Annotated in this window: 8 protein-coding genes; 2 read left to right on the top strand and 6 right to left on the bottom strand. The window is 51.6% G+C overall.

Translation table 11 applies throughout. The features are described from left to right. Positions 1 to 92 precede the first annotated feature (92 nt). The 3 genes from cls to H583_RS31725 all read right to left on the bottom strand — a co-directional run bounded on the left by cls (position 93) and on the right by H583_RS31725 (position 4,420). Positions 93 to 1,535, bottom strand: a complete 1,443-nt coding sequence (gene cls, locus H583_RS0103050; protein ID WP_028559174.1) for a cardiolipin synthase — start codon at positions 1,533 to 1,535, stop codon at positions 93 to 95. Positions 1,536 to 2,041: 506 nt separating this feature from the next. Then, positions 2,042 to 2,710, bottom strand: coding sequence for a hypothetical protein (locus H583_RS0103040; protein WP_028559173.1), 669 nt, complete (start codon positions 2,708 to 2,710; stop codon positions 2,042 to 2,044). 519 nt (positions 2,711 to 3,229) lie between these two features. After that, on the bottom strand, positions 3,230 to 4,420 hold the full coding sequence (locus H583_RS31725; RefSeq protein ID WP_051235912.1) for a peptidylprolyl isomerase: 1,191 nt from the start codon (positions 4,418 to 4,420) through the stop codon (positions 3,230 to 3,232). Between the two features lie 221 nt (positions 4,421 to 4,641). Here H583_RS31725 and H583_RS0103025 point away from each other — a divergent pair, with 221 nt between their 5' ends. Beyond that, positions 4,642 to 6,939, top strand: a complete 2,298-nt coding sequence (locus H583_RS0103025) for an ATP-binding protein (RefSeq protein WP_036708287.1) — start codon at positions 4,642 to 4,644, stop codon at positions 6,937 to 6,939. Positions 6,940 to 7,012: 73 nt separating this feature from the next. After that, positions 7,013 to 8,329 carry a deoxyguanosinetriphosphate triphosphohydrolase family protein gene (locus H583_RS0103020; RefSeq protein ID WP_028559170.1) on the top strand — a complete coding sequence of 439 codons (1,317 nt, stop codon included), beginning with the start codon at positions 7,013 to 7,015 and terminating at the stop codon, positions 8,327 to 8,329. Between the two features lie 125 nt (positions 8,330 to 8,454). Here H583_RS0103020 and H583_RS31720 read toward each other — a convergent pair whose 3' ends face one another. The 3 genes from H583_RS31720 to H583_RS31715 all read right to left on the bottom strand — a co-directional run bounded on the left by H583_RS31720 (position 8,455) and on the right by H583_RS31715 (position 19,210). Beyond that, the gene (locus H583_RS31720; protein WP_051235910.1) at positions 8,455 to 11,667 is read right to left on the bottom strand and encodes an MMPL family transporter; all 3,213 of its coding nucleotides are present in this window, start codon (positions 11,665 to 11,667) and stop codon (positions 8,455 to 8,457) included. Then, positions 11,664 to 12,128 carry a MarR family winged helix-turn-helix transcriptional regulator gene (locus tag H583_RS0103010; RefSeq protein ID WP_028559169.1) on the bottom strand — a complete coding sequence of 155 codons (465 nt, stop codon included), beginning with the start codon at positions 12,126 to 12,128 and terminating at the stop codon, positions 11,664 to 11,666. The genes H583_RS31720 and H583_RS0103010 overlap by 4 nt, the downstream gene beginning before the upstream one ends. Before the next feature lie 434 nt (positions 12,129 to 12,562). Further along, positions 12,563 to 19,210: a WIAG-tail domain gene (locus H583_RS31715; RefSeq protein WP_036708284.1), complete on the bottom strand. Its 6,648-nt coding sequence runs from the start codon at positions 19,208 to 19,210 to the stop codon at positions 12,563 to 12,565. Position 19,211: the final 1 nt, after the last annotated feature.

The raw sequence follows: 19,211 nt of genomic DNA, 5'->3' as shown, positions 1-19,211 counted from the left end.
CAAGAGCCATCTCAGATTTTAAATAAAGAATGGCCGGCAATCCGATGATTGCCGGCCATTCTTTTGCCTATGATCTAATCCAAAAACGCAAGCTACAAAATCGGCGACAGCAGCCGTGCCAGTGATTCCTTAAACTTGAGGAGCAGCGAACGGTTATGATAGGTATCCCTTGTCAGCTCCGTGCTGGAGCGCATATCCCGCTCAAAAATCCGCTGGAGGCGTGTAGATGTAGCCGTATCATAGATAAAGGCGTTCATTTCAAAATTGAGCCGGAAGCTGCGGATATCGATATTCGCCGTTCCGACCGAAGCCAGCTTGCCGTCTACGACAATTGTCTTCGCATGAATGAAGCCGCTGTTGTACAGATAGACCTGCACACCGCTTTCCAGCAGCTCGCCCAGATAGAAGGATGAAGCCCAATAGACCAGCTTATGGTCCGGCTTGTTCGGAATCATAACCTTGACATTTACACCCGAAATCGAAGCCAGCTTCAACGCTGTAAGCAAGCTGTCGTCCGGAATGAAATACGGCGTCTGCAAATAGATGCTTTCCTTGGCCGCATAGATCATCTTCAAGTAACTGTTCTTGATCTGTTCCAGCACGGAGTCCGGTCCGCTGGATACGATCTGCATCCCTACCGAGCCTTCGCATTCCGAGGATACCCGGAAATAATCCAGCTCCAGCGGCAGTTGTGCCGTCGAGGCCAGATTCCAATCCAGTATGAATTGCACCTGAATCTGCTGGACAGCACTGCCCTCCAGCTTCAGATGGGTATCCCGCCAAGGGCCGAACCGCTTGGATTTGCCTAAGTATTCGTCCCCGATATTGAAGCCGCCAATGTAGCCGTAATGTCCATCAATAATCGCCAGCTTGCGGTGGTTGCGGTAATTCAGCCGCAGATTGAGCAGCGGAATCCGGGACGGGAAGAATGCCGCCACATGTCCCCCGGCCTCCGTAAGCTCCTGAAAGAAGCGTTTCGGCAGCGCCCGTGAGCCGACATGATCATACAGGAAGCGTACCTCCACGCCCTCTTGCGCTTTTTTCACCAGCGTCTGCATCAGCCGCTTGCCGAGCTCATCATCCCGCACAATAAAGTACAGCATGTGAATATGCTCCCGTGCGCTTCGGATATCCTCCAGCAGGGAGTCGAATTTGCTTTGTCCTTCGGTGAATATTTGCACACTGTTGTCTTGCGTGTACAACGAATGGCTGCTGACCAGATTCATTAAAATCATATCATGATAGCTTGAAATCGCCGGGTCCTTGAACTCGATTTTGCGCTGTTCCAGCATTCTGAACTGCTTGCGCAGAATATCGCGAATATGATTAAGCCGGTCGATCTTGATCTTGTAGATCTTGCGGCGGCTCATGTTCTGCCCTACAATCAGATATAATATAAAGCCAATACTGGGCAGAAATGAAAGCACCAGCAGCCACGCCCATGTAGCAGCGACATTGCGCCGCTCCAGGAAAATAACGGTGCCTGCCAAAAGGAAGTTCAACACATACAAGATGGCAATTGTATTTTGCAGCATCGCTTAAGGAGCCCCCCGTTCCCCATTATCTCTATACTCCTCTATTATCTATGAAATGCTTTGAAAACACCAATTTTCCGGCGAAAAACTTCTGTTGGTTTTGTATTGCAAAAAACGTAATTTCCATTTATGAGATTCAGCAACAATTAACTTAAGGATATGTCCCAAATTTGGATTTTTTTATAATTTGAAATATCATATAGGGAAGTAGGGATACCATCTTATGCATATGTAATGCCACAAAAAATATCATAAAGGAGGGCAGATTAAAACAAAGGAGCCGGCCTGGTGGTATGATTTCTTTGTACTTAGTCATTAATTTGCTGTTGCTTATAAGAAGAAATGAATTAGGGGAAGTAAAGATGGGGAAGGACGAATTAATCTTCACGATAGCAAAAACTGAAAACTGATGGTCGACTATATACAAGCCAATATGCCTTAATTTATATTAAGGAGGAGATAACTCCCCCTTAACTCATGTCCCCTTCACCAGTATTTAATTCATATTATGCGAGCCAAGGTAAACTCATCTCTACAGTTCTATTCCATGTTGTTTTATGTTTATATCCGATTGGAATTCCAAAAACTTCTGCTCCAACCAAATAGTAACCGTCCACAGATATATAAGCCGTATTTCCACTCCACATCGTACTAGCTGATGAAGTCTGGGTCCAATCAAGCCCTGTTTGTAGGCCTGTAAGATAAGAATTAACATTGAAAATGTTGGTCAGGTAACCTCTTCCGTTATTTTCAAATGCTACTCTATAAGAATAATCTATGTTTTTCCACGAAAAAAGACCACCAACTAACATCGCATACCATTTCACATGACCATCATGATAAGTGGATGAGGTATTAAAATTTTGTGGGGAAGTAAATGTTGATATATCTTGATTAGTATGTTTATCCGCCATAATTAACGCAGAGATGAACGCTTTCAATTCTTCAAATGAATCGAATTTTTTAAGTTCTAATCCCAGACTGTTATTTTGCCTTGATGTAGAACTATCAGGAGTTATAACTTCTACCCCATATTTTGTTCCAATATCGATTAACTTCTGTCTTACCTGTTCATCACTCAAACCCGATTTTTCCGGGGAAGAAGCAGAAACAGGAGTAACAATGAATAGCATTAATACGAACGACAAACAAAACAACAAACTTTTTTTGGCCAAACAACACACTCTCCTTATTAATTTTTTATTTATTAAAAATGAGGTGAAGGGGCTGAATTCATATGAAAGTAAAATGGGTAATTAGTATATTATTGAGCATCATATTACCTTTAATTTCAATATTAATTAATAATGGGGGAAATAAATTTGGATATCCTATAAACTTTTTGTTTTTTAAAGGGGGGAAATATGACTATTTAGAGAAATGGTATGAGATAATTTTTTGGAAGAACATAAAATTATCAAGTTTCAGGGTTGATTTATATTTAATAAATGTTTGTGTAATACTCCTTGTTTTCATCCTATGCTTAAAGTGGATAGAGAAAACTAAATCATAAATACTATATTATACAAATAATTCAAAAAACCTCTTTTTATAGGTGAATTTAACCAAAACTTTAATCTTCTTACTCTTTTCAAGAACAAGACCATAGCTGATCACCGCAACGCCAAAACGCCGATTCCGTTATCATGGAATCGGCGTTTCTATTAAGAAAATTGTCTGAGAAGATAATTGCTTTATTTGTTCTTGGCTGAGTTAGCTCCGTTGTCCTTCTGTCCACCCTCGGCAGGGTTCTCCTGTGTGCTCGGCTGCTCCGGATTCAGCTTGTTATCGATGACAGCTTTGTCATGGAGCTCCTGAAGCCAAGTGGCAGACTTGGTGTAAATCTCATTATTAACAAGCTGCTCTTTCAGCTCGTCCTTTTTCTCCTCATACGTTGGAGTTTCAGCTTCTTTACGGTCCGTCAGCTTAATAATGTGGAAGCCGTGCATCGTTTTGACGATACCGCTCAGCTCGCCCTTTTTCAGAGCAAAGGCTGCTTCCTCAAATTCAGGCACCATTTGGCCGCGACCAAAGAAGTTTAAATCCCCGCCGTTTTCCTTGGAACCCGGATCCGTCGATTTCTCCTTCGCCAGGGTCGCGAAATCCGCTCCCTGCTTCAGCTCCTTCAGAATGTCCTCGGCTTCTTTTTCCGAAGCTACAAGAATATGGGAAGCTCTTACCTGTTCAGGCGTACCCATGTATTGCTTGTTCTGTTCGTAGTATTCCTTTACTTTGTCGTCGGTTACTTCGACTGTCGGCCCAAGCAGCTTGCGCAGCTCGATCTGGTGATACATCTGTTTGCGCAGAATAGCTTCTGTCATGCCGTTCTGAACTACGGCATTCATCAGCTGCTCTTTGGAGCCATATTGATCTTCAAGCTTCTTCCATTCCTCATCCACGTCGGCATCGGTAACCGTCAGACCTGCCTTAACCATCTCCTGGCTCAAGAGCTTCTCGGTAATCAAGGATTCCAGTGTTTCCTTGCCTCCCGCATCCACGAGGGTATTATACAGATCATTCTTCGAAATGTTGTCGCCGTTAACGGTCGCTATAACTTCATTCGAAGCTTTGCCGCCCAGCGGCCCCGTCACTGCGATGACAATCAGCAGCACCAGCAGCACAAAAGATACGCCCATCCAAACAGCAGCCAGCTTGTTCGGCTTTTTCGGTGCTGGCGGCTCCTCTTCCGGAATATCGGCGAGCACATTCTGAAAATCGTTCTCTCTCTGTTTGTTCTCCACAGGCTCGCCCTTGCCAGGTTCATCACCAGCCAGCTTGTTACCGGCTGATTCAGCTATTTCCTCCTTTGCTTCTGTGGTGCCCTCCGCTTTGCTTTCTTCTTCTGGAAGGGATTCATTCACTTTCTTGTCTTCCGGCTCTTTCATTCCGTTACCCCTTTCATTTGTCATACCAATATAATACCAAATATAGCAGACTAGCGGTTCAAGTACCTTAAATCAAAATAAAAATTTGACAGTTGATTCCGAATCCAAAATTTAAACGTTTTTCCAAGCATTTAACAAAATGCGGAATCCAATTGCAGGTTGTTAGGCTTCCGTGTAAACTTCAATAGAACGCTATGTTAGATTTAAAGGAAGGTGCAGGTATGTCCATCAAGCTGAAGTTGTCCTTGTGTATTTCACTTGTCGTAGCGGTAGTGCTTACACTGAATATCTCCATCTATTATTTTACGACAATGGACAGGCTTATCACCAGCGCCAAACAGCAGTCGCAAGCGATCTCCGAGCAGATCGGCTCCGCACTGGAAGCTACAAGCTCTGCAAGAAACAACATGGAAGAATCACTTGGACGCATGCTGCGCATGGCTGCAGTTTCCGCGAGGAAGCAGCTTCCTGCCGATATTGATCAGATTACCAATGAAGAATTGAGACGTCTTAGCCGTGAGCTCAATGTGAACGAAATTACATTATGGCGGCGTTCAGGCAGCGATATTATTGCCGAGAAATCCTCTGACCCGGCTGAGCTGAATATGAGTTCCACCACTTGGGGATATTGGCACACTGCTTTTAATCAGCTGCTGGATAACCGGGAAGTTACAATTCCACAGGGACAGAAGCTCAAAGACTTCTGGTCCGGCCCCTATAATTTTGCCTCATCCAACCCGGACAAGATTGTAAAATGGGGCTATTATTACGATGGAACAACAAATTATATGATTAATCCCTATATAAGCGTAGAACCCTTGATTGCCTTCACCGACCGCTTCAAAAAAGAGACGATTCCGAAGTTGACCAAAGGCTACCCGGGTGTGCTTGAAATTAACGGATTCGATCCCGAATTCTTCGGCAAGGACCCGATTCTAAGGGTGAAGAAGGGACGTCTGGTCTACAATCTCGATGTCCGGGCCGTGCTCTTCGGCAATAACCACTATGCCAACCCTGCGCCCGAAGAGGATTTGCGGAGCATCCAAAACGCCGCAGTATCCCATCAAATCCAGACGCAGACAGCGACCATCGAAGGCAGACAGGTAACCAAATATTTCATCCCGATTGCGGGCGAATCCAAGCCCTATGTATTCAGCATTGTGCTGGATCAGAAAACGATTGTGCAGCCGCTGTACGACCAGCTGTTCATTCAGACGCTAATCTCCTTCTTTCTGCTTGTCATTACGATGTTCGGAAGCTACTTCATATCAGGGGTACTGATCCGTTCCTTAAGCAAGATCGTCAATAAGGTGAACGAAATCTCCTCAGGCAGCTTCGGGACGAAGATTGAATTAAAGAATACCCGGGACGAGCTTGGGCAGTTGGCTGCACGGGTCAACTCCATGTCGGACAACCTGCAGCTCTATATGAACCGCCTTCAGAATTCGGCCGAGGAGCTTCGGAGCACGAAGGAATATCTTGAATCCTTCATCAATCATACATCCGATGCAATCCATGTTTCGGATTTGCAGGGCAACATCACACGGGCAAACAAGGCATTCTGGCAAATCTATGGCTGGAGCTTCGAGGAATTAAAGGGACAGCCCCTTCCCGGCCAGCTTGATTCAATGCGGGAGGAGGAGCAGGATCTGATCCGGCGGATATTTCAGGGCGAGACCGTCACCGGCTACGAGACAGCACGCATGATTAAGAGCGGCGGACATGTCGATGTCAGCCTCACCATCTCTCCGATCCGCAATGAGCAGGAAGAGATCGTGGCAATCGCGACAATCTCCCGCAATATTACCGACCGCAAGCAGACCGAGGAGATGATTCTCCGCTCGGAGAAGCTGTCCGTCGTCGGACAGCTTGCGGCCGGTGTCGCGCATGAGGTGCGCAACCCGCTGACGACGCTGCGCGGGTTCGTACAATTGCAGAAGACAAAAGGAACGGTGAGCCAAAGCCATCTGAACATTATGCTTGCGGAGCTCGACCGGATCAACTTCATCGTGAGTGAATTCCTCGTACTGGCCAAGCCGCAGGTCATTTCCATTCAGACCTTCAATTTGCGCAAGCTGCTGAATGATCTGGTGATGCTGCTTGACGGACAGGCCAATCTGGACAAGATTCAGATTAATCTGCCGAGTGAAGGCCAGCCGGTCCTTGTAACAGGGGAGCCGAACCAGCTTAAACAGGTCTTCGTCAATCTGCTCAAAAATGCGATGGAAGCCATGCCCGGAGGCGGAACCATTGCGATGGAAATTGAACAACATATAGAAGGCAAGGTCATCGTGCGTGTCACCGATGAGGGGACCGGCATTTCCAAGGAGGATTTGCAGCATATCGGCGAACCTTTTTTTACCCGCAAGGATACCGGAACCGGGCTTGGACTGATGATTTGCCAGCAGATTATTTCCCATCATAAAGGGTCATTAAATGTTTACAGCGAGTTGGGCAAGGGAACTACTGTGGAAGTAGCTTTGCCCGGTGCCGCTGCGGAAAAGAACCGCAGCGAATGACAAGGAACAACTTGATACCCAAGCCTGAACTTATTTTTCATTATATTATGGAACGCCAAAGGAGGAGAGAAGCATGGATCTTCGCACAATGCGGCTGGCCGAGCCTTCCATTCATAATTTCAGTGAAGAGCGCGAGGAATATGAACGGGATTACGCCCGCTTAATCCAGTCGCCTGCATTCCGGCGGATGCAGGGCAAATCTCAAGTATTCGGTGCCGGTACAGGGGATTATTACCGCACCCGGCTGACACACTCCCTGGAGGTATCCCAAATCGCCCGCGAGGTGGCACGCCGACTGGGCAAGCATTATCCCTTCCTTGGCAAGAAAGAGCATCCCGGACTGATGATTGAATCCGCTGTTGTCGAATGCGCGGCACTCGCCCACGACCTCGGGCATCCTCCTTTCGGCCACCGGGGAGAGTCCGTGCTGAACCGGCTCCTGCTGCAGCACAGCGGCATTCCTTATGAAGGCAATGCCCAAAACTTCCGTATCCTGATGTTCCTGGAGAAGCGGGCCGGAAGCGGCAGCGGGCTGGACCTGACGGCAGCCGTGCTGCTGGCTATTAACAAATACCCGTTCTCGCTTGGAGAGACCGGGCAGCTGAAAGGTCTGTATACCTCGGAATGGCAAATCATCAAGCAACTGCGCGACCTGTGGCAAATGCCTGAAGGCTGCGGGACGCTGGAGACGCAATTAATGGATTTATGCGATGATATCGCTTATTCCACCCATGATATTGAGGACGGCATCCGGGCGGGCAAAATCCGCATGGACCGTGCGTTCTTTGAGGATGAGCGGCTGATCGAGCTGCTAGTACAGGAAATTACCCAGGATGTGCACAATAGCGATGTATACTGGGATCAGATTGATGTTCCGGCTATGGTACGCAAAGTACTTGCCGGCTATTTTGACCAATGGGAGGAAGTCTACGCCGCCTGCAATCATGAGCCTTCACGGACACGCAAGGAAATGAAGGCGCGCTGGGTAAGCATCTTCGCCGGACGGGTCGGCATTATTGATGATCCCGCCAGCAGCTGGAAGCGCGTCACCTTCGTCCGCGACGGACAAAAGGATTTCGAGCTGTTGCGCACAATGGAAATTCTGAAGAAGCTTGCCTGGGTTACACTTGTGAAGGACTTTCGCGTACAGCGGCTGCAGATGCGTAGCGAAATCCGCATTGGGCGGCTATGGGACAGCTTCATCGATCCTGACTATGGAAAGCTTATTATTCCCCCTGATTGGGTCGAGAGCTACAAGCAGCATAAGCAGCACTGGCCTTGGGCCCGCTTCGTGGCGGACTATATTTCCGGAATGACGGATGCCTATGCGGAAAAAGTATATGCCGAGCTGTTCTCCGGCTCTTCCGGCTCCATCTATGAAAAGGACTGAGTATTCAATAATGGGCAACTGCAGTCCTAAAAATCAACAAAACCTCCTGATCCGCTCGCGGACAGGAGGTTTTGTTTTTAGCAAAATGATACTTCATTCTCAGCAGATTCAACGCGGCTCCAACTCTAGGAATGAGAGCTGTCCTTCGATGTTGAACTGATATGGGCAACTGCAGGAGAGCCGCTGCCAAAGCCGTATTCTTCTTCTTCCTTGCGCTTCATGAACGGCCACCAGTTGGCCTCGCCAAACATCCGCACCATTACCGGTACGAACAGCGGCAGCATGACGAGCGCGTACAGGAACAATCCGCACAATACAATTGTCGCGATTTGCAGCAGTGACAGGACGCCCGAAGGCAGCATGGCTGCAAACGTTCCGCCCAGTATCAATGCAGCGGACATAATGACAGTACCCATATTTTTCATCGACAGCAAAATTGCTTCCGTCGGCTTCAAATTGCGGTATTCCTTGAAGCGGTCCATCAGGAAGATGCTGTAGTCGATTCCGAGCGCCACGAGCAGGACGAAGCCGAAGAACGGAACCGCCCAGCTTACGCCGGAGTATCCGAGCATCCGGACGAATATCAGCTCGGTAATCGCCATGGATGTGTAGTACGTAAGCAGCAGTGAAGCAACCAGATAGATTGGCAGAATGAATGATCTGAACATCAGAATCAGAATGAGCATGATACCAATCATCATGAAGATCACCGTACGGGAATAATCCGATGCGGAGATCGTGCGCAAATCCTCATTCATACTCGTTACGCCGCCTACAGCAAGTTCTGCCTTGTCAAAGGCCGTACCTTTGAGCCCTCTGGCTGCTGCATCCTGCAACAATGGAATCTTATCCATTGTAGCCCTGTCATACGGGTTGCCTTCAAATACAACATCAAACTTGGCAATCTTCCGGTCTTTGGACATGTAGACATCCAGAGCTGTCTGGAATTCTTCCTTGTCAATGACGTCTCCCGGCAGGAACCAGCCTGTCATCTGGCGGTTCGGCGAGTCGGAGAGTTCCGTCAGGTAACCCCGGGCAGAGTTCAGTCCGCCGGATACCTTGCTCAGACCGTCGACGCTCTGATCCAGTCCGTCTGTCAACTTGACCAGTTGGCCGTTCAGATCGGCAAAGCCGCTCTGCAGCTGTTTTTGACCGTCTGTAAGCTGGTCAAAGCCGCCGCTGATAGCCGGAAGTCCTTTAACAATTTGACCTTGGCCGTTCGCCGCCTGATCAATACCTGCTTGCAGACTGCCGATGCCTGCGGCCAACTGCTCCAGCCCTTTGGCAAGCGCGGCCTGCCCTTCGATAGCCTGGCCCAGCCCGTTATTGGCCTGATTCAATCCGCCGCCGAGTCCGGCAAGCTGTGTATTGAGCTGCTCCAGTCCTTGCGTAATGCCGCCGGCAGTTGCTTGCAGCACGCCGACAGATTTTTGCAACTCGCCATAGGCCGCGTCATCTTTCAGCTCCGGGTGCTTCTCAGCCAGAGCACCCAGGCCTTCGCCCAGTCCCCCGATTTGCGAAGCAAGCTGCTTCTGCATGGCTGTTACATCCGTATAGCCTTTGGAGATTTGGCCGATGCCGCCGCCCATCTCCTTGTAGCCCTTGAGCAGATCGCGCGACGCTTGTGTTAACTGGTCTGCGCTTGTCTTCGCCTGCTCGAGCCCTGCCTTCAGCTCGCCTGCGCCAGCCGAGCCGTCACGCAGTCCTTTTTCAATCCGCTTCAGGCCGTCGCCCAGTTGGGTTACCCCATCCTTGAGTTTGTTGGTGCCTGTAATGAGCTGTGCTGCCCCATCAACGGCTTCATTCAGCTTCGGCGCATTGTCGCCTAGCGCTTTGCTCGCCTCGGCGAGGCCGTCGCCAATTTTGCCCAGACCGTCCTTGCCTTCATTCAGGCCGTCACCCAATGTCTGAACCTGCTTGCCGACCTCAAAATCATCCAGCGCATCACCGGCAGGACGAGTGGCACTGCGTACCAGCTTCACACCGTCAATCTTCGCCAGCTCGCGGCTGACCTGTTCAACTGCGGACAGACCTTCGGTTGAATCCAGCGGCTTATCGGTCTTCACCACTACTGTAGATGCGAGGGAATCACCAGGGCCGAAGCTGTCGGAGATGACCTGGAACGCCTTGACCGAATCATATTTGTCCCCGATCTCATCGAGGGAGTTGAAGGATACAGAACCTTTGTAAGCAGCCAGGAACGGCACGACCAGCACCGCCAGAATGACCAGTGCCCACATCGGGCGCTTCAGCGAGAAATTACCGACAGCGCCCCATAGCGCGCTTGGCTTGTGCTCAAGCGACCCTTTGACCGGCCAGAAGATTGCTTTGCCCATAACCGCCATGAAGAATGGCACAATCGTCACCAGTGCGATCAGCAATACTGCGACTCCCACGGCTACAGCTACAGCCGAGCGGTACAAAATAAAATCCGAGAAGCCGATTGAAGCAAATCCGACCAAAACCGCAAGCCCGGAGTAAAACACCGTTTTGCCCGCTGTCTTGTAAGTCGCCAGCACCGCCTCTGTCTTGCTGCCGCTATGCGTCAGCTCTTCCTTGAAGCGGCTGATCAGCAGAATACAGTAGTCCGTTCCGATTCCGAACAGTACGGCCACCATAAAAATCTGCGTAAAGTTGGATAACGGGAAATTGGCGTAGTGCACCAGATAGGCGACTACAGATTGTGATACGACATAACTCAAGCCGACCGTAATAAGCGGAATGATTGGCGCTACGGCCGAGCGGAATACGATGAACAGGATAGCCAGAATGAATACGAGTGTGATCAGCTCGGTCTTCTTCAGTCCGGCCTGCGAGCTCTCGACAACATCCTCGTTAATGAGCCAGTCACCCGTATAATAATGCGTCACATCAACGCCTTGGACCGCTGCATACAGCGCATCTCTCATTTCTGCCGGCGTTCTGTTATTTGCCGCCACGTCCACGAGCGCCATTACGGTTGCGCCGTCTTCGGATACAAGCTGCTTTTTCAGCTCAGGAGTGTCAAAATGCGTAATAACGGAGGTGATGCCGTACGTATCCTCCGATTTTTTCAGCCCTTCGACTCCTTGCTTGATTTTCCCCAGTTCGCTGTCATCCAGTCCCTTTTCGTTATGGAAGACCAGCACCGCGGAATTCGTCTTCGGCGCATTCGGGTCATGTCCTTGCAGCTCCTTGATCAGGTTGTTGGCTACCGATGATGAATAGCCCTCCGGCACGCTGATCTGTCCCTTGTCTCTGACCAGCTCCTCCATATTGGGAGCCCCAAGGAACAGTCCGGCCCCTGCAATTAGCCATAAGACCATGATCACCCATTTAAGCTTCAAAATAATCTTCATTCCTGATTTCCGCCCCCATCAGCCGGTTCTCCAAGTACCTTTGCCAGCTTCTCGAATGTATAAATAAATTGCATGGCTTCCTCGCTGTCAAAATGGACCAGATAGGTAGTAAACAATTGTTTTATTTTGGCTTCCATTTCATCCGTCAGCCTTACTCCCTCATCCGAGAGCTCCAAATAAGTGACTCTGCGGTCCTTCTCATCCGGACGCCGTACAATCAGATCTTTGGCCGTGAGCCGGGTAATAATTGCAGTAATCGAGCTTCTGCCTACACAAAAAATATCTGCCAGCTCCGACGAAGTTGCTCTGCCCTTAGAGCGGATATAACGAAGCGTGGAGAACTGATCAGCGGTCAGCTCCTCCGGCATAATGCTGCGAATCAAGGCATTTAATTTGCGGTTGACCGAAAACATTGCGGTTTCGTACCGGACAATAATTTCCGGAAGCATTTTTTCATCCATTGTTATGCTTCTCTCTCCTTCCCTCCCATTGATGCTCAGGATACGGCTTGTTTCAAATAGTTTGTCTGTCAAACAATTTGACTATAGAATAGTTTGATAGTAGAACTATATCAGCGAGGCAAGTTTTCCGTCAATCAATGAAAGCGCTATATATTTTGACCTTTTTGTGAATTATTACTTTTTTCCGGCTTCCGGATTCAGCCATTGATTATGTACGCTTTTTTCAAGCTAACCATTTTGCATCATGCTTGGCGAAAGATGCGTGTTGAATGCATCCGGTTCAGCCTCCATCATACAAATCCGGAAACAAAGAGCGCAGCCCCCATTGCCCTAAACTTGCTGCTTAGGGCAATGGGAAGCTGCTCTCATGCCGGATTTACCTGGTATCTATTCCTGTGCACATGGTCATCTGTGATTGCGGTCTGCCCGCTTGGCTAGCGCGGCCCCAGCGCAATCCAATTCAGCGTGCCTTGCGGCTCCGGGCTGAACCGGCTGCGCACTACAGCAATAATGGCCCCCTCCGCCGTCTTCGACTGAACATAGGCGTAGCAGGATGGATGATCTGTTGTTGCAGTCAGTGCATACTGGTCATTGCTGAAAGGCCGGTCAAACCAGATAACAATGTCCGTCTGCTCCTCCTGACCGCCGAAAGCAAATGGCGCAAGGCCAAAGCATTGCCCCAGAACTCCAGAGCTGGACATTCCGATGACAGGAGTGAACGCCAGCTTTGACACAGTTACCGACTGATTTTTGAGATGGGCGCCTGTTATCGTGTCCAGCCCCAGCTCTGTGGAGATTTTGTATCCGGTTAATATATCCGGTGCCAGCTTGCTGGCTGTAATTGTGCCGTCAGCCAACTCCTCCCCGGTAATCGTTCCCTTGGCCAGATGCTCCCGGTTAATCGCGCCTGAGGCAATATGCTGCTCAGCAACTGAGCCATCGGCCAGTTTGGCGCTGCTCACCGCGCCGTCCGCCAGGGCGGCTTCATCCACCGCTCCGGGCGCCAGATGGTTGCGCCCTATCGTGCCATTCTGAAGCTTGGCGCCGGTAATCGAGCCATCTTGTAACTCAGGGTCGAGCACAATATCCGAAGCCAAATGCTCACGGGTTACCGCTCCGGGCGCGATATGCCACTCTTGAACAGATTCACTGGCCAGCTTAGCGCTGTTCACAGCCCCGTCTGTTAAAGCCGCTTCATCTACCGATCCTGGTAACAGATGATGAGAGTGTACCGATTCGGGTGAAATATGCGCGGATACGATGGATTGTATGGCAATCTTATCTCTGGTTACAACCCCGGCCTGAATTTGCTCTGTACCCACAGACTCCGGTGCCAGTTGCTCCCGGCCCACCGCTCCCGGTACCAGATGATTGCGGCCTATCGTGCCATTCTGAAGCTTCTCTCCAGTGATCGAACCATCCTGCAATTCAGGGTCGAGCACAATATTCGAAGCCAAATGCTCACGGGTAACCGCTCCTGGCGCGATATGCCACTCTTGAACAGCTTCACTGGCCAGTTTGGCGCTATTTACAGCTCCGTCTGCCAAAGCCGCTTCATCTACCGATCCTGGTGTCAGATGATGGGAGTTCACGGACTCTGATGCCAGATGCACGGATACGATAGATTGCATAGCGATCTTGTCTCTGGTGACAGCCCCGGCCTGCAGTTGTCCTGCACCGACTGATTCTGATGCCAGCTGCTCACGGCCCACTGCTCCCGGCAACAGATGATTTCGCCCTATCGTGCCATCTTGAAGCTTTGCCCCGGTAATTGAGCCATCCTGCAACTCAGGGTCGATTACGATATCTGATGCCAGATGCTCACGGGTAACCGCCCCCGGCGCGATATGCCTCTCTTGGACAGCTCCACTGGCCAGTTTGGCGCTGTTCACCGATTCATCGGCCAAAGCAGCTTCGTCTACCGCCCCTGATGCCAGATGATAGGAATGGACCGAATCTGATGCCAGATGCTGCTGGCCCACCGCTCCCGGTACCAAATGGTGAGCACTTACGGACTCTTCTGCAATGTGTGAAGAGGTGACAGCCTGGATCGCGATTTTGTCTCCGGTTACGGCTCCTGTATGCAAATGCTCGGTTCCGACTGTCTCTGGCGCTAACTGATCCCGGCCTACTGAGCCCGGAGCCAATTGCTTGCGGCTTATCGAGCCATCCTGGAGCTTCGAGCCGGTAATCGAGCCATCCTGCAATTCAGGGTCAATCACAATATCTGGAGCAAAATGCTCACGGGTAACCGCTCCAGGCGCGATATGCCACTCTTGAACAGCTTCACCGGCCAGCTTGGCGCTGCTTACTGATCCGTCTGCCAGTGCGGCTTCATCTACCGCACCCGAAACCAGATGCTGGGGATGTACCGATTCTATAGCGATATGGGATGCTGCAATAGCCTGAAACGCTATTTTTTCTCCTGTTATAGCCCCGGTATACACATGCTCTGTGCCAATAGATTCCGGCACGATCTGTTCCCGTCCCACTGAGCCCGGGGCCAGATGGCTGCGGCTCACCGCTCCATCCTGAAGCATATCTCCGATGATTGAGCCGGCTTGAATTTCCTGTTCCGCAATGGCTCCCGGAGCCAAATGCTCCCGCGTGACAGAGCCGGGCGCAAGATGCCATTCCTGAACGGAGCATTCTGCCAGCTTGGCGCTGCTCACCGATCCGTCTGCCAGTGCGGCTTCATCTACCGCACTCGGAGCCAGATGCTGGGTGCTTACCGATTCCACTGCGATATGAGATGCCGTGATCGCTTGAAACGCTATTTTTCCTCCCGTTACAGCGCCCGTATTCAACTGCTCTGTACCAACGGATTCAGATGCCAACTGCTCCCTGCCTACTGCTCCAGGGGCCAGATGACTGCGGCTAACCGCCCCTTCCTGAAGCTTGTTGCCCGTGACCGAGCCATCCTGCAATTCCGGGTCGATGATGATATCTGGAGCGAAATGTTCCCGGGTCACCGCGCCTGGTGCAAGATGCCACTCCTGAATGGAGCCGGCCTCCAGCTTCTGACTGTTCACGGAGCCGTCCGCCAGATGATCAGCCGTAACTGCGGCTGCCTGAATGTGGCTGCCTTGTATGCTCTGATCTTCCAAATGCTGAGCGGTTATCGAGTCTTCAGCGATATGCACACCGAGAACCGCTTCGGCGGCCAGCTTGCCGGATGTAATAAGACCGTCTGCAAGATGGTCTTCCTCAATACATCCTGCCTGCAAATGCTCAGAACCGATCGTCTCCTTCCGGATCTTGACACCTGGAATTGCGCCATCCTGCCAATGATCAGCCGACAGGACGTCTGCCGCCAAATGGACGGGGCTGATAGCACCTGCTTGAATATGGCGGCTCTGAATCGACTCTGCCGACAGATGCTTGCTTGTTAAGGTGCCTCTGGCAATATGGTCGCTCTGCACCGCGCCGGGGAACAGCTTGCTGGCTGTCACTGAGCCATCTTGAATGGCATCTGACCCGACGGCAGAGGCGGCAACATGAACAAAGCTGATGGAGCCCGGACCGATATGACGGGCAGTTACGGAAAGTGGGGCAATATGCTCGGATTTAACCGCATCGGAGGCGATTTTGTCAGCGCTGACCGCCCCTCTCTGAATAGCATCTCCGAATACGGCATCTTCTGTTAATTGCTTCTCCCCTACCGCTTGGGCGGCTATATGCTCTGCCCGGATACTGTCCGGGGCAATATGCTGGCCATCGACGGCACCGTCTGTAAGCTTCGCAGCCGTCACGCTGCCATCCGCCAGCTTGGATTCCGTAACCGCCCCGTCCGTCAGCACTTCTTCCGTGACAGCCTCAGGCGTCAAATGTTCGGCAAATACCGATTCCGGTGTCAGATGTCTGCCCGTTACAGATGCATCTGCCAGCTTCCCTGCTGTAACTGCCCCCTCTGCCAGTGCTTCCCTGGTCACAGCTCCCTGCGTCAGATGCACCGCAGATACCGATTCCGGCGTCAGATGCCTGCCGGATACGGAGGCATCCGCCAGCTTCTCGGATGTGACCGCCCCCTCTGCCAGTGCCAATTCATCTACAGCACCTTCGGCAAGATGGTCTGTGCGTATCGATTCGGCTACAATATGCGAGGAAATGACCGATTGGAGCGCAATTTTGCTCATGGTCACCGAGCCGGTAGACAAATGGGCCGCATGGATGGATTCCTGAGCCAGCTGTTCTCCCCCAATAGAACCTGGCGCAAGCTGCTCACTGCCAATTGTCCCTGCTTGAAGCTTGGTACCCGGAATCGAGCCGTCCTGCCACCGGTCTACCGAGAATACATCCGGAGACAGATGGGAAGGCGTGATGCTTCCCAATGTGACATGGTAGCCCTGAATCGTATCCGGCTTCAGGTGCTTGCCGGACAGCGTCTCCGGCTCAATATGCTGTCCCTGCACAGACTCCCCGGCAAGCTTGCTTGCCGTGACTGCACCATCCTCCAGCTTCTCTGTGCCGACCGCATAGTCTGCCAGTTGCCCGCTGTCTACTGCGTCCGGGGCAAGGTGACGGGTGGTCACGGATTGCGAAGCGAGTTGCCCCGAAGTCACCGCTTCGGCGGCTAACTTGCCTGTACTGACAGAGCCTTCCATCAGATGCTCATTGCCTACTGAAAACAGGGCAATGTGACGCGATGTGACGGATTCCGAAGCGAGCTGTGCGGAGGTAACGGCATCATCCGCGAGCTTGCCGGTGCTCACCGCACCTTCCGTGAGATGCTCATTGCCGATGGCGGCGGCGGTAATATGATGGGCGCTTACCGACTGGGGAGCGAGCTGCCCGGAGGTAACCGCCTGATCCGCCAGCTTGTCGGTGCTGACGGCCCGCTTCTGGATAGCTGCTGTAGATACAGCATCTCCTGCAAGATGCAGTTCCCCAACTGCCTGAACTGCAAGCTGCTCCGGTCCGACGCTGCCCACCCCAATATGCCGTTCGGTTACCGAGCCGGGGGCCAGCTTGCTCGAAATGACGCTGCCCTCGGCCAGCTTGCCGGATGTAATGGCGAAATCCGTCAGTTTGTCAGTCGATACTGATTCCGGGGACAGCTTTACCGAGTTCACGACGTAGTCGGCCAGATGATGCGGAAATACACTGCCCGCAGCAAGCTGCCGCTCTGTAATGGAACTTGGAGCCAGCTTCTGTGTCGTAATGGCTTCCTGCTGGATCGCACTGCTGCCGATTGCTCCCTCGGCAATATGGCCGGCATCGATCGCCCCTTTTTGAATCTGGCGCCGGCCTACAGCATCCTCGGCGATAGCCTCCTGGCCGACGGCACCCTTCATCAAATGATGGGACCTGACCGCGGACGGGGCGATTTTATCGAAGGATACCGCATCATCCACAATATGGCGGGGCATGATTACTTTGTCGGCAAGCACTGGCGAGGTGACGCTGCCCGGGCTGAACTTGCCGCGGACGATAGACCCGTCAGCAAGCTGCAATTGGCCGACAGCCCCGATCCCGATATGCTCCTCTTTGACGGATAACGGTGCAATCGCTGCAGATTCAACTGCATTGGGCTGCAGATGCCTGCTGCCGACAGAGCCGGCTTTCAAATGCGTGTCCGCGACTGATTCCGACCGCAGATGCCCATCCGTCACACTGCCAGCCGCCAGCTTTTCCGCCGTCACACTGCCTCTCGTTAAACTGCGCTCTTGTACCGCATCATCAGACAGCTTGCTGGCGACGACACTGTAATCAGACAGCTTAGAAGAAGTCACGGCATGATCGGCCAGCTTGATAGTCGTCACCGATTGCTCAGCCATCTTGCTCGAAGTAACCGAAGCATCCACAATGTGGCCCGCTTCAATCTGGCCCGCGCCAATATGTGTTCCGTTCAGCGCACCCGGCTGTATATGCCCGGCACCCACTGAGCCGGGAGCCATAATTTTGGAAGTAACCGCACTCTCCTTCAGCTCGCGGCTGCCCACCAGGCCTGCAGACAGATGTCCGGGGCCAATACTCTCAGGGGCAAGATGATTCGCATGTATAGTAGCATCCGCAATATGCCCCGAATGGAGTGTTCCGCCTTGCAAATGGGCAGAAGTGATCGACCCCGGACTAATTTTATCCCCGGTAACCGACTCATTTGCCAGCTTTCCTGTCGTGACCGCTGCATCCGCCAGCTTAGAGCTGTCGATACTCTCATTTGCCAGATTCTCGGTCCGGATAGCGCCGCTGCCAATCTGCGCGTATCCGATTGTTCCCTCCTCCAGCAGTTCCCCCGAAATGCTGGATAGACTCAAGTGCCGGTTCTCTATGGAGCGTTCGGCAATTTTATCCCCGCTAATGCTGCGGTCTTCCAGCTTTTGAGGGCCAATGCTGTTGTCCTGGAGCTTTTCGCCCCCGACAGACAGATCCCGGATATGGCCGCCGGCTACTGCTTGCGGTGCAATATGCTCATCATTCACAGCTTGTGGAGCCAGCTTGGAGGCTGTTACCGATTGCTTCGCCAGATTGATGCTATCGATTGCAAAATCTGCAATCGCAGCCCCGTCGACACTGTTTCTTTGCAGGTGATCCGTGCCAACAGCTCCCCGTGACAGTTTTTCAGCTGTAACTGAACCTGGAGCCAAATCATCCGTATGGACAATCGGCATGACTTTTTTTCTCTCTTCTCCGGCTGCCTTTCGTTGATTCAGCAGCTGTGCCCGTTCGAATTCATTTTGCTCCGCGCTATCTGCTTCTGCGGTTTGAATCGCTTCGGCGGCTTCAGCAGCTGCTAAGGCCTCCTGTTCCGCCGCGGGTGGAGAAATTTCGGATACATCCTCCAGGACGGAGGCCGTATCCGTTGCAGCTGCGTTCACCCTGGCCAAGGCCTCCCGCAGTATTTTTTCCCGGAGCTCAGACTGCAGCTGCTGTTCCTCTTCCTGCTCGCTGCCAACTTCCGTATCCGGCTCCACAACCATTGCAGCCGCTGAATGTATAAGAAGCTGATCATCGGGCTGCTCGATCTCCGGCTTTTTCTTTTTGACTTCGTCCAGCCATTGGAGCTCAGAGGTTCTTGGATTATCTACATAAAAAAGCGGCCTGCGCCCTTTTCTGCTCTTGCCTCGCTTATTGGTAGCCATC

It is taken from the genome of Paenibacillus pinihumi DSM 23905 = JCM 16419 (assembly GCF_000422505.1).
In the GTDB taxonomy this organism is placed as follows: Bacteria; Bacillota; Bacilli; order Paenibacillales; family Paenibacillaceae; genus Paenibacillus_D; species Paenibacillus_D pinihumi.
Note: the sequence above shows the minus strand (reverse complement) of the source record. Positions and strands in the feature narration are given on the sequence as shown.